The sequence below is a fragment of the Zeimonas arvi genome, from assembly GCF_008039575.1.
Lineage (GTDB): Bacteria > Pseudomonadota > Gammaproteobacteria > Burkholderiales > Burkholderiaceae_E > Zeimonas > Zeimonas arvi.
Window position 1 is genome coordinate 108,530 of sequence record NZ_VDUY01000004.1, and the last position, 17,813, is coordinate 126,342.

At 71.3% G+C, this 17,813-nt stretch carries 21 protein-coding genes and 1 pseudogene; 11 read left to right on the forward strand and 11 right to left on the reverse strand.

Annotation, left to right across the window (positions count from 1 at the left end; all coding sequences use genetic code 11):
* The first annotated feature begins 76 nt into the window (after nucleotides 1-76).
* From FHP08_RS10810 to FHP08_RS10825, 4 genes are all read left to right on the forward strand, one after another.
* The gene (locus FHP08_RS10810) at nucleotides 77-1,276 is read left to right on the forward strand and encodes a cytochrome-c peroxidase (RefSeq protein ID WP_222707870.1); all 1,200 of its coding nucleotides are present in this window, start codon (nucleotides 77-79) and stop codon (nucleotides 1,274-1,276) included.
* Nucleotides 1,273-1,755, forward strand: coding sequence for a YbaK/EbsC family protein (locus FHP08_RS10815; protein ID WP_147704477.1), 483 nt, complete (start codon nucleotides 1,273-1,275; stop codon nucleotides 1,753-1,755). Before FHP08_RS10810 ends, FHP08_RS10815 begins: the two co-directional genes overlap by 4 nt.
* 87 nt (nucleotides 1,756-1,842) lie before the next feature.
* On the forward strand, nucleotides 1,843-2,709 hold the full coding sequence (locus tag FHP08_RS10820) for a fumarylacetoacetate hydrolase family protein (protein WP_147704478.1): 867 nt from the start codon (nucleotides 1,843-1,845) through the stop codon (nucleotides 2,707-2,709).
* A gap of 85 nt (nucleotides 2,710-2,794) precedes the next feature.
* Nucleotides 2,795-3,109 carry an antibiotic biosynthesis monooxygenase family protein gene (locus tag FHP08_RS10825; RefSeq protein ID WP_147704479.1) on the forward strand — a complete coding sequence of 105 codons (315 nt, stop codon included), beginning with the start codon at nucleotides 2,795-2,797 and terminating at the stop codon, nucleotides 3,107-3,109.
* Between the two features lie 28 nt (nucleotides 3,110-3,137).
* On the opposite strand, the gene sorU is transcribed toward FHP08_RS10825, so the two are convergent.
* The 4 genes from sorU to FHP08_RS10845 form a co-directional block, all read right to left on the reverse strand.
* Nucleotides 3,138-3,449, reverse strand: coding sequence for a SorU family sulfite dehydrogenase c-type cytochrome subunit (gene sorU / locus FHP08_RS10830; protein WP_225879107.1), 312 nt, complete (start codon nucleotides 3,447-3,449; stop codon nucleotides 3,138-3,140).
* A complete protein-coding gene (gene sorT / locus FHP08_RS10835) occupies nucleotides 3,446-4,660 on the reverse strand; it encodes a SorT family sulfite dehydrogenase catalytic subunit (RefSeq protein ID WP_147704481.1) in 1,215 nt (404 codons plus the stop codon). The genes sorU and sorT overlap by 4 nt, the downstream gene beginning before the upstream one ends.
* On the reverse strand, nucleotides 4,657-5,079 hold the full coding sequence (locus FHP08_RS10840; protein ID WP_147704482.1) for a hypothetical protein: 423 nt from the start codon (nucleotides 5,077-5,079) through the stop codon (nucleotides 4,657-4,659). The genes sorT and FHP08_RS10840 overlap by 4 nt, the downstream gene beginning before the upstream one ends.
* A 117-nt stretch (nucleotides 5,080-5,196) precedes the next feature.
* The gene (locus FHP08_RS10845; RefSeq protein WP_147704483.1) at nucleotides 5,197-8,343 is read right to left on the reverse strand and encodes an ATP-binding protein; all 3,147 of its coding nucleotides are present in this window, start codon (nucleotides 8,341-8,343) and stop codon (nucleotides 5,197-5,199) included.
* A gap of 181 nt (nucleotides 8,344-8,524) precedes the next feature.
* Between FHP08_RS10845 and FHP08_RS10850 the strand changes: the two genes are divergently transcribed.
* Together FHP08_RS10850 and FHP08_RS10855 are read left to right on the forward strand one after the other, a co-directional pair.
* The gene (locus FHP08_RS10850) at nucleotides 8,525-8,773 is read left to right on the forward strand and encodes a hypothetical protein (protein ID WP_147704484.1); all 249 of its coding nucleotides are present in this window, start codon (nucleotides 8,525-8,527) and stop codon (nucleotides 8,771-8,773) included.
* Between the two features lie 13 nt (nucleotides 8,774-8,786).
* Entirely contained in the window at nucleotides 8,787-9,146 is a 360-nt protein-coding gene (locus tag FHP08_RS10855) for a group I truncated hemoglobin (RefSeq protein ID WP_147704485.1), read from the forward strand.
* A 28-nt stretch (nucleotides 9,147-9,174) separates the two neighbouring features.
* Here FHP08_RS10855 and FHP08_RS10860 read toward each other — a convergent pair whose 3' ends face one another.
* Nucleotides 9,175-10,209 (reverse strand): zinc-binding dehydrogenase, encoded by a 1,035-nt coding sequence (locus tag FHP08_RS10860; RefSeq protein WP_147704486.1) that lies wholly within the window; start codon nucleotides 10,207-10,209, stop codon nucleotides 9,175-9,177.
* Nucleotides 10,210-10,348: 139 nt separating this feature from the next.
* Entirely contained in the window at nucleotides 10,349-11,248 is a 900-nt protein-coding gene (locus tag FHP08_RS10865; protein WP_147704487.1) for a c-type cytochrome, read from the reverse strand.
* 94 nt (nucleotides 11,249-11,342) lie between these two features.
* Here FHP08_RS10865 and FHP08_RS10870 point away from each other — a divergent pair, with 94 nt between their 5' ends.
* The gene (locus FHP08_RS10870) at nucleotides 11,343-12,020 is read left to right on the forward strand and encodes a TetR/AcrR family transcriptional regulator (RefSeq protein ID WP_187272258.1); all 678 of its coding nucleotides are present in this window, start codon (nucleotides 11,343-11,345) and stop codon (nucleotides 12,018-12,020) included.
* On the opposite strand, the gene FHP08_RS10875 is transcribed toward FHP08_RS10870, so the two are convergent.
* From FHP08_RS10875 to FHP08_RS10885, 3 genes are all read right to left on the reverse strand, one after another.
* Nucleotides 12,001-13,224 (reverse strand): serine hydrolase domain-containing protein, encoded by a 1,224-nt coding sequence (locus FHP08_RS10875; RefSeq protein ID WP_147704489.1) that lies wholly within the window; start codon nucleotides 13,222-13,224, stop codon nucleotides 12,001-12,003. The genes FHP08_RS10870 and FHP08_RS10875 overlap by 20 nt on opposite strands.
* A gap of 96 nt (nucleotides 13,225-13,320) precedes the next feature.
* Nucleotides 13,321-14,115: a DODA-type extradiol aromatic ring-opening family dioxygenase gene (locus FHP08_RS10880; RefSeq protein ID WP_147704490.1), complete on the reverse strand. Its 795-nt coding sequence runs from the start codon at nucleotides 14,113-14,115 to the stop codon at nucleotides 13,321-13,323.
* Between the two features lie 30 nt (nucleotides 14,116-14,145).
* Complete coding sequence (locus FHP08_RS10885) at nucleotides 14,146-14,556, reverse strand: DoxX family protein (RefSeq protein ID WP_147704491.1); 411 nt, start codon at nucleotides 14,554-14,556, stop codon at nucleotides 14,146-14,148.
* Between the two features lie 152 nt (nucleotides 14,557-14,708).
* On the opposite strand from FHP08_RS10885, the gene FHP08_RS10890 reads away from it, so the two are divergent.
* Nucleotides 14,709-15,584 carry a LysR family transcriptional regulator gene (locus FHP08_RS10890; protein WP_267285493.1) on the forward strand — a complete coding sequence of 292 codons (876 nt, stop codon included), beginning with the start codon at nucleotides 14,709-14,711 and terminating at the stop codon, nucleotides 15,582-15,584.
* Nucleotides 15,585-15,679: 95 nt separating this feature from the next.
* Here FHP08_RS10890 and FHP08_RS10895 read toward each other — a convergent pair whose 3' ends face one another.
* A complete protein-coding gene (locus tag FHP08_RS10895) occupies nucleotides 15,680-15,994 on the reverse strand; it encodes a BON domain-containing protein (RefSeq protein WP_147704493.1) in 315 nt (104 codons plus the stop codon).
* Nucleotides 15,995-16,481: 487 nt separating this feature from the next.
* Here FHP08_RS10895 and FHP08_RS10905 point away from each other — a divergent pair.
* The 3 genes and pseudogenes from FHP08_RS10905 (at nucleotide 16,482) to FHP08_RS10915 (ending at nucleotide 17,281) form a co-directional block, all read left to right on the forward strand.
* Nucleotides 16,482-16,627 (forward strand): annotated as a pseudogene (locus tag FHP08_RS10905) (lmo0937 family membrane protein).
* A gap of 10 nt (nucleotides 16,628-16,637) precedes the next feature.
* A complete protein-coding gene (locus FHP08_RS18555) occupies nucleotides 16,638-16,856 on the forward strand; it encodes a hypothetical protein (RefSeq protein ID WP_147704494.1) in 219 nt (72 codons plus the stop codon).
* Nucleotides 16,853-17,281, forward strand: coding sequence for a hypothetical protein (locus FHP08_RS10915; RefSeq protein WP_147704495.1), 429 nt, complete (start codon nucleotides 16,853-16,855; stop codon nucleotides 17,279-17,281). The genes FHP08_RS18555 and FHP08_RS10915 overlap by 4 nt, the downstream gene beginning before the upstream one ends.
* Nucleotides 17,282-17,413: 132 nt before the next feature.
* On the opposite strand, the gene FHP08_RS10920 is transcribed toward FHP08_RS10915, so the two are convergent.
* Complete coding sequence (locus tag FHP08_RS10920) at nucleotides 17,414-17,635, reverse strand: glycine zipper 2TM domain-containing protein (RefSeq protein WP_147704496.1); 222 nt, start codon at nucleotides 17,633-17,635, stop codon at nucleotides 17,414-17,416.
* Nucleotides 17,636-17,813 lie beyond the last annotated feature (178 nt).

Here is a 17,813-nt window from a genome sequence, read left to right on the forward strand (position 1 = left end):
GGCCGGGCCATCGAGCCATCGCCCGGCGATGGCCTCGGGTCGCGGCTCCAGGATCGGGGGATTTCGGAGGATGCAGGTGCCGAGGTACGCACTCATTGGCGCGGCGATCGCCCTGGCCGCAACGGCCGTCGTCGGGCAGGTCGGGCATGTCGAGAACCTCGAGGCGGTCGAGTCGTCGGTGCTTCGCTCGGCATCGCCGAAGGAGCGGCTGGGCAAGCTGCTGTTCGAGGACGTCAACCTGTCGGATCCGCCGGGACAGGCTTGCGCCACCTGTCACCGCCTGGGCGCCGGCTTCGCCGACCCGGATCGCAGCGCGCCGACCTCGAAGGGCGTGCGCGCCGGCCTGTTCGGCGATCGCAACACGCCCTCGGCCGCCTACATGGCCTTCAGCCCGAAGTTCCATTTCGACGAGACCGAGGAGCACTACGTGGGCGGCCAGTTCTGGGACGGCCGCGCCGCAACGCTCGAGGAGCAGGCCAAGGGGCCCTTCCTGAATCCACTGGAGATGGCCAACACGCATGCCGCGCAGGTCGTGGAGAAAGTCCGGGAGGCACCGTACGCGCCGCTCTTCGCCGAGGTGTTCGGCGCGAGCGCGCTGGCCGATGCGGAGCAGGCCTACGAGGGCATTGCCGAGGCGATCGCCGCGTGGCAGCGCACGCCACTCTTCAGCCCCTTCTCGTCGAAGTACGACGCCTGGCTGGCCGGACGCGCCCGGCTGACCGCTCAGGAGCGCCGGGGTCTGGCGCTCTTCGAGCGAGAGGACAAGGGCAACTGCGCCGCCTGCCATCCCGTCGCGAAGGGCACCGACGGCCGGGGCGGCCTCGGAACCGACTTCACCTACGACAATCTCGGGGTGCCGAAGAACCCGGCCAACCCCTTCTACCGACTGGCTCCCGCGCACAACCCGGCCGGCGAGGCCCATGTCGACCTCGGGCTGGGCGGCGTGGTCGGCAAGGCCGGGGAGTACGGCAAGTTCAAGGTCCCCACCGTGCGCAACGTGGCGCTCACCGCGCCCTACATGCACAACGGCTACTTCGAGACGCTGCGCGGCGTGGTCGACTTCTACAACACCCGCGACGTCAAGCCGCGCTGCCCCGACGAGTTCACCGCCGAGGCCGATGCCCGGCGGCTCGGCTGCTGGCCGCGCCCCGAGATGGTGGCCAACGTGAACACCGACGAGCTGGGCAAGCTTCGGCTGAGCCCGACCGAAGTCGACGACATCGTGGCCTTCATGCTCACGCTGACCGACGGCTGGAGCCCGCCGGGCGCCCGATGAAACCCGCCCGTCACCCGACCGCCCTGCGCACCGCGCAGCTGCTGCACGAAGCCGGCATCGACGCGCAGGTCGTCGAGTTCGAGCAGCCCACCCGCACCAGCGCCGAGGCCGCGGCCGCGATCGGCTGCTCGGTGGCCGAGATCGCCAAGTCGATCGTGTTCCGTGGCCGGCAGAGCGGGCAGGCGGTCGTGGTCGTGGCCAGCGGGGACAACCGGGTCAGCGAGGCCAAGGTGGCCGCACTGGTCGGCGAGCCGCTCGGGCGGGCCGATGCCGACTTCGTGCGCGAGGCGACCGGCTACGTGATCGGCGGCGTGGCGCCGATCGGGCATGCGCAGCCGGTCAAGCTGTTGCTCGACGAGGACCTGCAGAGGTTCGAGACCGTGTGGGCCGCAGGCGGCACGCCCTTCTCGGTGTTTCCGCTGACGCCCGGGCAATTGCGCGGCCTGACCGGGGCCGGCTGGGCCGACATCCGCCAGTGAGTCGCCCGTGAGACCCCGGCGGTGAGCCCGGCGCGGCTCGGGTAGCATTCGATCCCCATAGCCCATCGCAGCGACCAGGAACCCGCCATGCGCATCGCCACCTACCAGTACCAGGGCCGCCGCCACGTCGGCCAGGTGTCGGCCGACGGCCACACCGTCACCGCCTTCGAGCTCGACGACGCCTCGCGTGGCGCGCAGCCGCTGATCGAGCGCGCGGCCGCCGGCGCGCGCATGCCGATGGCCACCGGGGCGATCGTGCCCTCGAGCGACGTGAAGCTCGAGGCGCCGCTGCCGCGTCCGTTCCGCAACCTCTGGTGCGTCGGGCGCAACTACCACGCGCACGCGAAGGAGCTGCGCGAGACCGTGTTCAAGGACAGCGCCAAGGCCGTGGACCAATGGCCGATCGTGTTCACCAAGGTGCCCGAGTGCGTGATCGCCGACGGCGAGACCGTCCGATTGCCGGGCACCGCGGTGTCCTCGCAGATCGACTACGAGGCCGAGCTCGCGCTGGTGATCGGCAAGGGCGGCAAGAACATCTCGCGCGCCGACGCGCTGTCGCACGTGTTCGGCTGGACCATCGTCAACGACGTCACCGCGCGCGACGTGCAGATGCGCCACCAGCAGTGGGACATGGGCAAGAGCTTCGACACCTTCTGTCCGATGGGCCCGTGGATCGTGACCGCCGACGCGCTCGACGGCACCGACACGCGCGTGCGCTGCTGGGTCAACGACGAGCTGCGCCAGGACGCGCGCACCACCGACCTGATCTTCGACATTCCCACGCTGATCGAGACCGTGTCGCGCGGCATCACGCTCTACCCGGGCGACGTGATCGCCACCGGCACGCCGGCGGGCGTGGGCATGGGCCTGACCCCGCCGAGCTGGCTGGAGACCGGCGACGTGGTGCGGATCGAGATCGACGGGATCGGGACGCTGAGCAATCGCTTCGAGTGACGCGCGCCACGCCGCGGCGCCGGGCCGCTGGCGTCCCGGCACCGCGTTCCCGTGCCAGACTGCGCAGATCCATGCGGAGGTCGGCATGAAGTTCATCTTCGAAGTGCGCATGAAGCCCGGCTACACGGTCGAGGAGTACGCCGAAGGCTGGGTGCGGGCCAGCGAGATCATCCAGCGCACGCCCGGCGCGCGCGGCACTTATCTGCACCGCAAGATCGGCGAGCCCGGCACGCTGCTCGCGATCGCGACCTGGGAATCGAAGGCCCACCGCGACGCGAAGGACGACCGCGGCAGCGAGATCGTGCGCGCGATCCTCGACAAGCACGCGAGGCACTGCGAGATCACGGTGATCGGCGAGTTCGAAGAGCCGGAGTGGACAGTGCTGCCCTCGCCGGCCTGAATCACGCTGCGGCCGCGCCCGGCCGCCTTCAGTTCCCGCTGGTCGACTCGTGGACGAAGTCCGCGACGGCCCGGATCTGCTCCTCGGTGAGCAGTCCGGTGTAGCGCGGCATCACGCCGACGCCGGAGCGGACCGCCTCGAGGATCTGCGACCTGGTTGGCTTGAGCTCGTCCAGGGAGGGGCCGACCTCGCCGGTGGCGCCTGCGGCGGCAAGCGTGTGGCACACCGCGCAGGGCGGCGTGGCCTTCGCGGTGAAGACCTCGCGGCCCAGGTCGTCGGCGCCGGCCATTGCAGGCAGGGCCAGCAGGAGCGCCGGCCCGGATCTCCGCAAGCCCCTCACGCCACGGTCACCGTCAGCGCGTGGTCGCGCCATCCGTTGTGGGCGTAACCGCGCTCGTTCTCGACCCGCTGCTCGGGCTGGGTGCTGCCGTCCGCGGCGATCGCCCGGCTGGTGATCATGTACTTGCCGGGTGGCAGGTTGACCTGGGCAACGAACTGGCGCCATGCGTGGCGGCCCATGTGCGGGCCCACGAAGCGGGCGGTCTGCCAGGTCTTGCCGCCGTCGACCGACACCTCGACGCCGCGGACCGGGCTGCCGCCCGAGAAGGCCACGCCTTGCACCTGCAGCAGGCCGGCGCGCAGCTTCTGCCCGTCCGCGGACGGGGAGGTGACGAAGGACTTCAGGTTCATCTCCCACATCGACGGCTGCGTGGGGTCGCCCTTCTTGCCGATGTCGCGCACGCGGTAGCCGGACTTCTGGATGTTCGCCTGCGTCTCGTCGACGGTGAACGCCAGCCGCTTCACGTACTTGACGTTGTTCACCCCGTAGTAGCCGGGGATGATCACCCGCAGCGGGCCGCCGTGCGCCAGGGGCAGCGGCGCGCCGTTCAGCTCCCAGGCCAGGATCGCCTCTTCCATCGCGGTCCAGGGCACCGAGCGCTCGACGATGATCCTGGCCGCGTCCACCCCGGGCGGCAGTGTTTCGCCGCCGGTGCTGGTCATGTAGCGCATGCCCTGGCGCACGCCACCGAGCGCGGCGACCACGTCCCGGACCGGCACGCCGCTCCACAGCACGTTGCCGGCTGCGCCGACCTTCCACTGCGAGCCCGAGGCCTTGTGCTCGAAGAAGCCGCGGCCGTTGCCAGAGCACTGCAGCACCATCGCCACGGTGTCCAGCCCCATGCGCTTGAGATCGCCCACCGTGAGGCTGGCCGGGCTGGTGACGCCGTCGATCTCGATCTTCCAGGCGTCCGGATTCTCGACGATCGCAGCGTTCGGCGCGCCGAGGTTGTTGCGCAGGAAGAGCCGCTCGACGTCGGTGATGCCGCTCGAGCCGAAGGCGTCGCGGCGGGTCTCGATGCCGTTCGCGCTGTGCACGATCATCGCGTCGGCATCCTTGAACGATGCGACGGCCGGCATCGGTTTGGCGCCGGGCTGGGCCTGGGCGAGGCTCGACGGGCTCCAGCCGCTCAGGCCTGCCGCGGCGCCGGCGGCGCTCGCCGCCATCCAGCGGCGCCGGACGATGTCGACCTGCTTGTCTCCGGTGCTCATGATTCTTCTCCCTTTTCCAGGATTGCCTCGATGGGCATGGACCGCGACGAATGCCGCCGCCGGTCGTAGAGCGGCCCGATGGCCAGCAGCCGGCCCGGGTCGAGGAACACCGCGAAGAAGTTGTCTCCGCGAGAGCGGTGCCGGTCGGCGGCTGACGCGAGCGCGGCGATCAGGGGCCGGAGCGCGTCGGCGTCGCGGCGCGCCAGATCGTCGAAGTCATCGATGAGCAGGATCTGCCCGGGGGCGTCGGCCGCCTGCCCGCACTCGCCGGGCAGGCGATCCGCGGTCGTGCCGCGCAACGAGAGCCGGACGATGGGCAGGCCGACGATTCCCGCAGCCTCTTCCAGCGCCTCGGTGACCTCGACACGATAGACACCCGCGCGGCTCTTGTCCGCCAGGCGTTCGGCAAGTTTTCCCATGGGGCCAATACTTTCGGTTCAATTGATTTGTGTCAATCGTGCTCCGCAGCATGAAGCCGCCCTCGCCTGCGCGGCGGGGCAATCTCCGGCGTCGTATCCGGCCTCGTGCTCGGCGCGCTAAGCCGGACCGGCGGCCAGGGCGTCGCAGCGGCGGGCGTCGAGCCGGTGCCCGGCCGCCCGGAAGCCCCGGGCCGCGGCGGCGAAGTGTCGCGCCGCGACGGCGGCGTCCTGCCCCCTTGCCCGCGCCATGTGACCTCGCACCTCCTCGAGCGCCGCATGCCAGGCGGGCAGCCGCATCACCACGTTGGCCAGGTACTCGCAGGACTCGCCGTAGCGTTCGGCGAGCTCGAGTTGCCCGCCTCGCGCCGCGGCGATCGCCGCCGGCACCGCGAAGGTGATCCGGCAGCCCGGGCAGGTCTCCAGCAGGCCGCGCACCGACTGCTGCGCGTCCTCCAGGGCGGCCAGGCCGGCCTCGGGGTTGGCAGCCAGGCGCAGGCGAGTGCCGTAGATCCGGTCGAACAGGTGGAAGCCGATGTCGGTCTGCCGGGCCAGGTCGAGCGCCTCGTCGAGCAGGTCGGCGGCTTCGTCGCTCCGACCGCGCTCCAGCGCGAGCTCCGCGCGCCGCTGCAGCGACAGCGCCTCGCCGACCGCGCCGCCGAAGCGCCTGTGCAGCGCGCCGCCCAGCTTCAGGTGCTCGTCGGCGGCGTCGATCTCGCCGGCCAGCAGTTCTGCCTCGCCGCGCAGCGTCACCCCGAAGGCGTGGCCGCGGGCCGCGCCGAGGCGACGCGCCTCGTCGGCGATCGCGTCGGCGAACTCGATCACCTTCGGATAGGGGCTCGCGCCGTACAGGAAGCGTTGCGTCATGCACAGGTGACCGTCGAACACGCGCACCGCCAGCCCCGGCACGTTGCGTGTTTCCATCAGGTCGGCCCACACGCTGCCGTGCAGTTCGCCGCGCGCGTGGGCGGCTGCGGCCTGCGCCCACGAGGCCACCACGATCGAAGCGGTGTCGCCGCTCTCCAGGGCCAGCCTGCGCGCGGCGGCCGCCTTTCGGGTGCCGACGGCCGGGTCGCCGAAGCCCAGCGCCGCGGCGCCGCTGTAGGCGAGCGCTTCGCACAGCCGGCCCTCCACGGTGACCGGATGCACGCCTTGGAGCACCGCGAGGCCACCCGCCGGGTCGCCCTGCTTCACCTGGGCCAGCGCGCCCTTGGCGCGCAGTTCGTGCCAGTCCTGTCCGCCGGCCGCGTCGGCGGCCGCCCGGTAGGCAGCCACCGCGGCCGGGTCGCCGACGGCCTCGAGCGCCTCGGCCCGCATCCGGAGCGCTTCGGCGTGGCCAGGATCGAATTCCAGCAGCGGCTCGAGGTGTCGGAGCACGTCGCCGTAAGCGGCCAGCCGGACCGCATCGCGCGCCGCCGCAAGCAGGCAGGGCGCGGCCTCGGCCGGGCTGCCGCCGGCCAGCCAGTGCCGGGCGACGAGCCCCGGTGGCGCGCCGTGCCCGGCCAGTTGCCGGGCCACCTCGCGGTGCATGCGGAGCCGTCGGTGCGGCGGCACCCGCTCGACCAGCGCCTGGCGAAGGAGCGCCTGCCGGAAGCGGTACTGCATGCCCGACACGACCAGCACGCCGGCCGCGATCGCGGCGTCGAGCAGCGCGCCGGCGCGCGCCTCGTCGCCGTCGGCCAGCGCTGCCACCGTGCTCGTGTCGAAGGCGTCCGAGACCAGCGCCAGCCGCTCCAGGAGCGGCATCGATGCCTCGTCGACGTCGCACAGCCGCTCGGCGATCGCCTCGCGGGTGCTCTCGGGCATCCGGGCGCCGGCATCGGCGCAACGTGCCAGTTCGATCGCGGCGAACGGATTGCCCTCGGCCAGCCCGAGGACGCGCTGCGCCAGCGCGTCTGCGAGCGGCCTGCGTGTCGCCTGCGCGAGCAGCTCGGCGGTCTCGTCCTCGCCGAGCGGACCGAGGTCGATCGCCTCGAGGTGACGGCCCCGGAGCAGGCGCGCCATGCCGGCCGCCAGCGCCGGGGTCGGGGTCGGCGCCGGATGGCGCAGGGCGAGCACGACGTGGACCGGCCGGCCGCTCGCCGCCAGCTGCAGCAGCAGGTCGGCGTCGGCTTCGTCGACCAGGTGGGCGTCGTCGACGACCAGGGCGACAGGCGCGCCCCGCGAGGCGGCCAGCAACAGCCGCCGGAACGCGCCGATCACCTGGTGCCGTCCCAGCGGTCCGGGCAGGGCGGCCGCGGGGGCGGCGAGGTCGGAGAGCATCGCCAGCACCGAGCGGGCCGGGGCGCCGATCGGGTCGAGCAGGGATCGGTCGTCGCGCAGCAGGCGCTCGGTCGCGGCGGCGGTCACTCCGTAGGGGGATCGGGCCTGGCCGGCGTCGAGCTCGAGCACGGTCCAGCCCCGATCGCGCGCAAGCCCGGCCAGCTGGGCGCAGAACGCGCTCTTGCCGATGCCGCCGGGGCCGCGCACGAGCAGGCCGCCGGCGCGCTCGCGTTCAGGGGCGGCGAGCCATCCGGTCGCGCGCACCAGCTCCGCCTGCCGGCCGACGAAGGCCGGCCCCGGCGGATGCAGGCCGGCCACGCATTGCTCGTAGAGCGCCTCGGTCTCGCGGTCGGGCGGCACGCCGAGCGCGCGTTGCAGCGCGCGGCGCAGCCGGAAATACCAGCGGATCGCGGCCGACCGATTGCCGGCGGCAAGCTCGCTGCGCATCAGCGCCCGGTGCGCGGGCTCGTCGGTCGGGTCCGCTTCGGCCAGCCGCTCCCACTGAGCGCTCGCGCGCAGCAGTTCCAGGTAGCGCGCGCGCAGGCGGGCGCGCGGGGCCTCGGCCCAGGCTTCATAGGGCGAGCCGGGCAGCAGTTCGCCGGTCCAGGCATCGGCGGCGGTCGCGCAAGCCCCCGCGTCGCCCGAGGCCAGGGCTGCGTCGGCGAGCGCCTCGAAGCGCGCGGCGTCGACATCGACTCGCAGCGACGGGCACAGGAGCACCTGGCCTCCTTGCAGCACGACGGCGTCGGCCCGGCCCAGCGCCTGGCGCGCATGGTGGGCGGCCTTTCTCAGGTTGGCGCCGCCCGCCTCGGCGTCGAGCTGCGGCCACAGGGCCTCGATCGCGAGCTCGCGCGGCATCCGACGGCCCGGCGCGAGGCTCAGCCACTGCACGAGCTCCGCCGCCCGGCGGCTGGGCCACTGCTCGGGCGGCACGGCAGCGCCATCGATCGTCAGCCGGAAATCTCCCAACAGGCGAATCCGGATGCCTTCGGTCGAATCGCTCATGCGCCCTCCCTTGTCCCGCAGGAGACAGGGGAAAGTGTCCTCCCGGCGGGGCCTCCCAACAAGGGGAGCGCGCGTTCGCCGGGAACGGTTGGGGAACGCCCGGCCGCGCAAGCTTCGAAGCGTGCAGGCCGTCGACGCGCCTGCGGGACCCGGCAGACAGGCCGAACGCGAGGAGACCACCATGAGCCTTTCACGGATCACCTTCTCGACCCCCGAAGGACGCGGGGCGATGCTGACCTTCACCGAGCCGCTCGCGCCGGCGCGCCTCGACGCGCTGGGCGAAGTCTCGGCCCGGATCCTGCGGGTGCTCGCCGACGGCGGCCCGGGGCAGGGCGCGCGGCAGGCCGGCGAGGCGGAGTACGCCTCGTGGTTCCGGTCGCGCGCGGGCGAAGCGGAATATGCCTCGTGGCTGGCGCAACTGCGCCATTGACCGGGAGACCGGGATGAACGAGACGCTCTATCAGCGCCTGGGCGGCGCCGAACGGATCTCCTCGATCGTCGAGGAGTCGATCGACCGCCACACCGTGAACCCGCTGCTCGCGCCGCGGTTCCGCGGCAAGGACCTGCCGCAGCTGAAGAAGCTCGGCACGCAGTTCTTCTGCGCCGGCATCGGCGGACCGCAGGCCTACGAGGGGCGCGACCTGCGGGCCGCGCACGCCGGCCTGAACGTCAGCGAGCAGGAGTTCATCGCCACGGTGGACGACATCGTCGACGCGCTGGCCTCGCACGGCGTGGCGCAGGCCGAGACGAACGAGGTCGTCGCGATCCTCTATTCGTTGAAGGGAGACGTGCTGCGCCTTTGAGTCGCTCGCGCGCGGCGCCGTGACCGGTTCAAGTCGTCAGATCCAGCCCGATCTTCCCGAACTGCTGGCCGGACTCGAGCCGGCTCAGCGCCTCGTGGACGCGCTCGATGCCGAACTCGCTGTCGATCACCGGCACGATGCCGCGCCGCTCGACGAAGCCCAGCAAGTCCTGGAATTCCGACAGGTCGCCCAGCGTGGAGCCGAAGATCTGGAGCTGCCGGATGAAGATGCGGCGCAGGTCCGCCGGGGGCTGGTCGCCGGTCGTCGCGCCGCAGGTGACCAGGCGTCCGCCGCGCACCAGGGACTTCATCGCCGAGGACCACACCGCCTCGCCGACGTTCTCGATCACCACGTCGACCCCGCGGCCGCCGGTGTACGCCATCACCGCCTTCGCCACGTCCTGGGTCTTGCCGTTGATCCCGTGATCGGCGCCCATGGCCTGCGCGCGCGCCAGCTTCGCGTCGTCGCGCGAGGTCACGATGACCCGGGCCCCGATCGCCCTGGCCAGCTGCATGGCCGCCAGCGAGACCCCACCGCCGATGCCGAAGACCAGCACGGTCTCCCAGGGCCTGACCCGCGCCTTGGTGAACAGCATGCGCCAGGCCGTGAGGTGATTGACGCCCAGGGCCGCGGCCTGCACGTAGCTCAGGTTCGCGGGCATCGGCAAGAGGTTGCGGGCCGGGACGCTGATCCATTGCGCAAAGGTGCCGTCGCGATGCTCGCCCAGCAACTGCATCCGGGTGCACAGCACGCCCTCGCCGCGCCGGCAGAACTCGCAGCGGCCGCAGGTCACGCCCGGGTACACCACCACCTGCTGCCCGGGCGACAGCAGGGTCTCGGTCGCGTCAACCTCCTCCACGACACCGGCGCCGTCCAGCCCCATGACCTGGGGCAGCCGGTGGGTGATGCCCGCGCCGCTGTTGCGCATGTACAGGTCGACCTGGTTGAGGGTCGCCGCATGCAGGCGCACCAGCGCTTCGCCCGGCTGGCGAACCGGGCGCTCGCACTGCCTGACCTCGACCACCTCGTTGCCGCCGTGGCCGGTGATGAACGCTGCCTTCATTCGCTGTTCTCCTGTCGGTCGACGTCCTCTGCGTTCCCAGGGCGGCGCGCCTTCGCATCGGCAACGGGGACAGTCTCGCCCGGGGATCGCGCGGCGGCAAGGCCCGCGGCCGGCCAGGCCGCGCAGGGCGCCGCCCCGGTCAACCGCGCGGCCGAGGCGGCAGGCTCTTCAGGTACAGGTGAAGCGCGCGCAGGTCCGTGTCGCTCATCTCGCTCAGCGACTCGAAGGGCATGACCTTGACCGCCGTGCCGTCGGGGCGCCGGCCGGTGCGGAACATCGCGATCATGCTGTCCGCATCGGGGTACAGCGCCAGCGCGGTGCCCTCTCCGGGCGTGAGCTTGGCGGCCGGCGGCCAGTCGGGCGGGCTGCCCGGGATACGGCCGCCGGCCAGGCCTGCGCCATGGCAGCCCTGGCACATGTTCGCAACGTACTCGCCGTGCGCCACGGTCACGCCCTCGGGGACCGGCGCCGATGGCGGCAGCGTGTGGTCGATGCGGGCCGCGGCGTCCTTGATGTAGCCCAGGCCATACAGGGCCCGGACCGGCAGCGGCAGCTCCACGACGGCGCCCGCGCCGGCGGTCGGCGGCAGCGCGCGCACGTAGGCGATCAGCGAGGCCAGGTCCTCGTCGGTCAGGCGGTTGTAGTCCTCGCTGGGCATGATCATCAGTGCGCGGCCCCGAGGGCTCACGCCGTGACGGATGCTGCGCACCCAGTCCACCTGCCGGTAGTCGGCGACCACGCCGCCCGGCCCGCGCGTGATGTTGGGGCCCGCGATTCGCAGGCCGGCCCCGTCGTCCAGGAAGAGCCTGCCGGCGCCGTCGGCACCATGGCAGTCGACGCAGCCGCGCGACGCGTACAGGTACCTGCCCCGTTCCAGCGCCGCGCCGTCGCTGCGCATTGCCACCGGCTGCACCGGCACGTCCACGCGACGCTGCATCTTCTGCTGGGCCAGGAACAGCCCGACGCCCGCCACCCCTGCGGCCAGGGCCGCCAGCCCGACCAGGCCAGCGCCCAGCGCGCGAATCCAGCGCTTGCTCATCTGTCTTCTCCGTTTCCGTTAAAATGTGTGTAATGATCAAAAATGCATAGACCATGTAAAAATGAATGCTACACACAATTTCGGAATGCCGTCAATGCCCCCCTTGCCGGCTGCGCTGGCCAGCGGCCTGCGCCCGCCCGAGCCCAGGCCCGGCAAGCGCGAGCGCACGCGCCTGCAGCTGGTCGAGGCGGCGATCAAGGTGTTCTCGGCGCGCGGCGTGGCGGGGTCCACGGTGCAGGAGATCGCGTCGGTGGCCGGCATGACGACCGGCACCTTCTACAACCACTTCAATACGCGCGACGACCTGACCCGGGCCGTGGCGGCCACGCTGATGCACACGCTGTGCGAGCGGATCGCCGAGAGCTTCGAGCACGTGGCCGAAGGCGCCGAGCGGATGGCGATCGGCCAGCGCCGCTACATGTGGCTGGCCCGGGAGAGCCCGGCCTGGGCGCTGCTGCTGATGGACGTCTCGGCGGTGGCGCCCGAGCTGATCGCCGGGATCCGGTCCTATGTGCTGGCCGACCTGCGGCTCGGCGTTCGCCAGAAGAGTTTCCGGATCACCACCGAGGACGCGGCGCTCGACATGATCCAGGGCGCGACCTCGCTGGCCATCCGGCGCATCGCCACCGGCCAGGCGCGCGACAAGCACGACATCGCCACCGCCACGATGGTGCTCAGGGGCCTCGGCATGCCGGCCGGCGAGGCGGCCGAGGTGGCGCGGCGGCCGCTGCCGCCGCTGGGCGTGGAGGCGATCAGCGCGACGCGGCGGTGACCGGCGCGGTTGGCGTCTCGTCGTCCACCGCCTTCTGCACCGCGCGATAGAACGCGTCGCGCGCTTCCTTGGCGGCCGGGTCCGACGCCCCGCCACCCCAGTTCGCGTTCACCGCCACCACCAGCTTGCGCTTCGGGTCGATGAAGATGCCCTGTCCGAAGATGCCGCGCGCGGCGAAGCTGCCGTCGGCATGGGTCCACCACTGGTAGCCGTAGCCGCGATCGGGTTCGCCGATCGCGGCGCGCTGGGTGGTGGCCTCGGCGAGCCAGCCCTCGGGCACGATGCTCTGCCCGTTCACGCGCGCGCCGTCGAGGACGAACTGGCCGAAGCGCGCGAAGTCGCGCGTGGCGGCCTGGATGCAGCAGCCGCTGATCTCCTTGCCGGTGCGGTTCAGGATCCAGGTGGCCTGCTGCTCCATGCCGGCCGGCTTCCAGATCTTCTCCGACAGGTACTCGGCGAGCGGCCTCTTCGTGGCCTGGCTCAGCAGGATGCCGACCAGGTTGGTCTCGCCGGTGCTGTAGAGCCAGCGGGTGCCGGCGGGGGCCTCGCGTGGCAGCTTGCGCAGGTAGCTCACCAGCGCGTCGACGCCCTTGTCCGGCTCGTGGTTGTTGAAGCGGGCCACATCGGAGTCCGGATCACCGTAGTCCTCGTTCCAACGGATGCCCGAGGTCATCGTCAGCAGCTGGCGGAGGCTCACGTCGTCGTAGGCCGAGCCCTTCATGTCCGCGATGTAGTCGCTGACCTTGTCGTCCATGCTGCGGATGTGGCCGTCGCGGATCGCGGCGCCCACCAGCGTGGCGGTGATCGACTTGGCCACCGAGAAGCTGGTCCAGCGCCCGGCGGCGTCGAAGTCGAGGCCGTAGCGCTCCAGGCGCAGCTTGCCGTCGTGCAGGACCACCACTGCCGCGCTGCGCTGGCCGGCCATCCAGGCGTCGACGTCGAGCGGAAGCTTCAGCGGCGGGCCGGGTGGCAGCGGCCTTGGCGCATCGCCGGCCGGCACCGCGCGGGCCTTGGCCAGGAAGGGCAGCCGGTCGAGTGCGCGGAAGGCCGCGTCGCGCTGGGTCTGGCTCCAGAACAGGATGTCGCGGTCGGTGGGCAGCGCCATCAGCAGCCCGCGCGTCTCCTTGTCGAGACTGAACCAGCCGGCGGTGCCGGCGACGGCGAGGACGGCGACCAGGCCGAGGGCGATCTTCCGGAGTTTCATCGCGGCGTCGATGGGAGGGCGATGTACCGCATTAGACACGATCCATCGACACGGGGATGCCGGCGATGGAATCTCGCCTTGCCGGATCGGGGCGTCTCAGGCCGCGAGCCCCCAGGCATACGACTCCATCGACAGCATCCCGTACCTGACCTCGTCGTCGAGCAGCCGGGGCGGCTCGCCCTCGCCGCTGGCGCCCATCGCGACCAGCAGCGGCAGGAAGTGCTCTTCGGTCGGATGCGCGCGCGCGGCCTCCGGCGCCAGGCTTCGATAGTCGACGAGCGACGCCGAGTCGTGTCGCAACACGGCCTCGCGGACCCATTCGGTGAACCGGGCCACGTAGGGCTCGGGTCGCGAGGCCGCGCCGCGGAACTCGTGGAGGTTGTGGGTCATGCTGCCCGAGCCCAGGATCGCGATGTCCCGTTCTCGCAGCGGCGCCAGCGCGCGGCCCAGCTCGAGCGCGCGGGCAGCGTCGAGCGTGTGCGGCAGCGAGAGCTGGAACACCGGCACGCCGGCATCGGGCAACAGGTGCATCAGCGGCACCCAGGCGCCGTGGTCGAGCCCGCGCTGGTCGTTCTCGGTCGGCCGCCAGCCGGCTTCGCGCAACAGTCCCGCCGTTTCGGCGGCCGCCTCGGGTGCGCCGGGCACGGGGTAGGCGAGCCGGTAGAGCGCCGGCGGAAAGCCACCGAAGTCGTGGATCGTGGCCGGCCGCTCGGTGGTCATGACTTCCAGCCCGCGCGTCTGCCAGTGCGGCGACACGACGAGCACCGCGCGCAGGCCGTCCAAGTCGCGGCCGATCTCGCCCAGCTTCGCGCCGAGCGGGCCGGGCTCGAGCGCGAAAGTGGGTGCACCGTGCGACACGAAGAGCACCGGGGCGAGCGTCGGGGCAGTCATGACCATCTCCATCGATTGCGTGGTCGCGGCTCAGGCCCGTTGCCGGCCATCCAGGCTGAATGCGCCGGCGCCGTGCGCCGCCAGCACCAGCAGGCCACCCGCGACGGCAATGTTCTTCCAGAACAGCAGCTGCTGGACGAAGGCCTGCTCCGGCGCCATCGACCAGAAGGCGTGGAAGAAGAAGCTGGCCACCAGCGTGAAGACGGCCAGGACCAGCGCCGCGATCCGCGTCTTGTAGCCGAGAACCAGCGCGAGGCCGCCGGCGACCTCGACCACCAGGGCCAGGATCGCCCCCAGCGTGGCCATCGGCAGGCCCACCGACGCGATGTAGCCGACGGTGCCGGAAAAGCCGGTGATCTTGCCGATGCCGGCGGGCAGGAAAAGGGCCGCCAGGCCGAGCCGGCCGAGCAGGTTCAGGGTGTTCGATGCGGGGGTGTTCATCAGGATTCCTCGTGATTCCGTTGTTGGAAGTCCGTCGCCTCCGATGGCGCCGGGCATCGAGACACTTTATTGATCAAACGCAAACAGATAAATCCCTGCTAGATTGATTGATTGTTTCGCAAATCGAGACAATCTTGGACCGATTCCAGGAAATGAGCGTGTTTGCCACGGTGGTCGACGCGGGCAGCTTCGTCGGCGCGGCCGAGGCCTTGGGGCTGTCCCGTGCGGCGGTGTCGCGGCTGGTCGGCGAGCTGGAGTCGCGCCTGGGCGTGCGGCTGCTCCACCGCACCACGCGCCGGCTGTCGCTCACCGACGAGGGCAGGATCTTCCATCTGCGCTGCAAGGCCGTGCTGGCCGAGGTGGAGGAGGCCGAGGCCGAGGTCAGCGCGCGCTCGGGCGCGGCGCGCGGGCTGCTCAAGCTCAACGTGCCGGTCACCTTCGGCCTGCTGCACCTGGCGCCGCTGTGGAGCGAGTTCATGGCGAAGAATCCCGGGGTCGTGCTGGACATCACGCTGTCCGACCGCGTGGTCGACCTGGTCGAGGAGGGCTACGACATGGCGGTTCGCATCGGCCGCCTTGCGAGCTCGTCGCTGATCGGCCGCCAGCTGTCGTCGACGCGGATGGTGCTATGCGCGTCGCCGGGCTACCTGTCGGCGCATGGAGCGCCTCGCCACCCGCGTGATCTCGCGGACCATGCGGTGATCTCCTACAGCCTCTTCTCGATGGGCGAGCAGTGGGAGTTCGAGGGTCCCGACGGCGCGGTGTCGGTGAAGGTCGAACCGCGCATGCGCACGAACAGCGGCGACACCTGCCGGCAGGCCGCGCTGCACGACAGCGGCATTGTCCTGCAGCCCTCCTTCCTGGTGGGCGAGGACGTCGAGGCGGGCAGGCTGGTCGAGCTGATGCCCGAGTACCGATCGGTCGAGCTGGGCATTTACGCGGTCTACGCGAGCCGGCAGCATGTGTCGCCGAAGGTGAGGTTGTTGATCGATCACCTGCTGCGGGCGCTGGCCGCGCCGCGCTGGTAGGCAGCCGCGCCTGCCTGTCCCGATGCAGCGGCATTCCGGCCGCTGCATCGGGCGCTGATCGAGGTCCGCCTGTGCGGGACCTCGAGGAAGGCGAATTACTTCAAGCGCATGTCGTTCTTCACCGACTTCACGCCGGCGACGCCGCGCGTGACGGCGACCGCCTTGTCGATGTCGGCGCGGGAGTTCACGAAGCCGCTGAGCTGGACCACGCCCTTGAAGGTCTCGACGTTGATTTCCGCGGACTTCAGCGTGGGTTCGTTCAGGATCGCAAGCTTGACCTTTCCGGTGATCACGGAGTCGTCCACGTACTCGGCGGTTCCCTCGCTGGTTCGGGTGCCTGCGCAACCTGCGGCCGAGACGAGCGTGACGGCGATGAAGACCGCGGAGAGATACTTGCTGACTTGTTTCATGATCGAGTTTCCAGATGAGGATAAGGGGACAGGATCTGCAGGACCGCGTCGCGACTGCCGGCCGGGCGCCATGCGATTCGACGAAGATCCACGTGGCGCGACGTTCCGGACATTCGAACGCGGCCCGCGCTGCAGTTCCCAATGTCGCGGGCACGACAGGGGCGGTCTGTACGGTGCCGCACATAGCAATGAATCCTGATTCGCCCCTGCATCGCCGTGGTCGGCATCGAGGGGATCGTCGGCGTCTCGCTCGTCACGGGCGCCGGCCACGGCTACCGCCCGAACGGGCGCGGCCGTGTGCAACCGCCAACGTTCGCTGGACCGGCATCTGTGCCGCGGGCTGCCGTCCGGTCTCGACCGCCCGGCGCTCGAAGCTCGCGTCGGCGAGTGCTACGCTGTCGTGAAGAAGGCGTTCGACCGCCTTCCGGCCCTGGCAAGCCCGCCTTGCTCCAACGCATCGCCAGGTCCTGGCGAAAGGAGAAGAACGATGCTCCAGACGATCGCGCTTGTCCTGGTCCTGCTCTGGCTTCTCGGTTTCGTCACTTCGTACACCATGGGGGGTTCATTCACCTCCTCCTGGTCATCGCGGTCGTGGTCATCCTGGTGCGCCTGATTCAGGGGCGACGACGCTGACCGTCTCCGGGTGCCTGGCCTGATCGCCGGGCCTGCGATGCTGGCCTTCAGTGGCTGGGCCAGCGCGGACCCGCCGTCGCGGATCGCCCGCCTCGGCTACACCTACGGGCCGGTCGGCTTCTCGCCGGCCGGCGAGCGCGACCGGGCGCACGCCAGCCTCAACACGCCACTGACCGCCTCTGGGCTGAGTCGGGCGCGCGGGCCGAGATCCAGGCAGGCGGCGCAATGATCCGCATGGGCGCCGGCGCGGCCCTGTCCGTGCTGAGTTTCGACGACCGGATCGGCCCGTTCCGGCTGACGCAGGGCATCCTGAACGTCCGCGTGCTGCGCGTCGATCGCGGCCAGATGTTCGAGGTCGACACGCCGAATCTCGCCTTCACCATCCGGCAGCCGGGTGATTACCGGATCGAGGTGGATCCGCGCGGCGACAGCACGACGATCTTCGTGCGCCAGGGCCAGGGCGAGGTCTACGGGGAGGGCACGGCAGCGGTTCGTGTGCCGCAGCAGCGAGTATCCGGCGGCCCGGTCGCCGCGACGGCCCCGGTCGCGCCGACCAGGAGGAGCGTGAGCGGCGCCGCCGTTCGACGCCGGCAGCCGCCCGCCCAACGCGCCCTGGAACCCGACAGGCCGCGCGGAAGAAAAGCGCAAGCGTGAAGAAGCCGAACTCGAACGCAAGCGCCAGGAAGAGGAGCGCAGGGGGCGTGGCGGACAGCAGGCAGCCCGCCTCTCGCGGCGGCCCCTGCCATCGTCGAACGAAGGATGGCCATCGTCGAACGTCGTCTGGCCCTACTTGTCCTTGCTCACTTCGTGACCGATCACTCCGCCGACGGCAGCGCCGCCGACGGTGCCGACGGCGCTGCCACCGGTGAGCACTGCACCTCCGACGGCGCCGACCCCGGCGCCGATGGCCGTGGCCTTGTCCTGGCCCGACATCCCTGCGCAGGCGGCCAGGCCCAGCATCATCGCTGCCGCATATGTGCCGACTGCGAATCTTCGAATCGTGTCCATTGCATCACCTCTGATCGGAAACCGGGTACAGCGTCCGCCTCGCATTTGCGCCAAGCCGATCGCTCGCCCCAAGAAATCATCCTGAACGAAGGCCCCCGCGCGGTCTGTCCGCCACCGTACATTGGGCCCGCGCCGACAGCCTTGCCGCCACGGCGTAGGCCGCGTGCCCGTTCGCGGA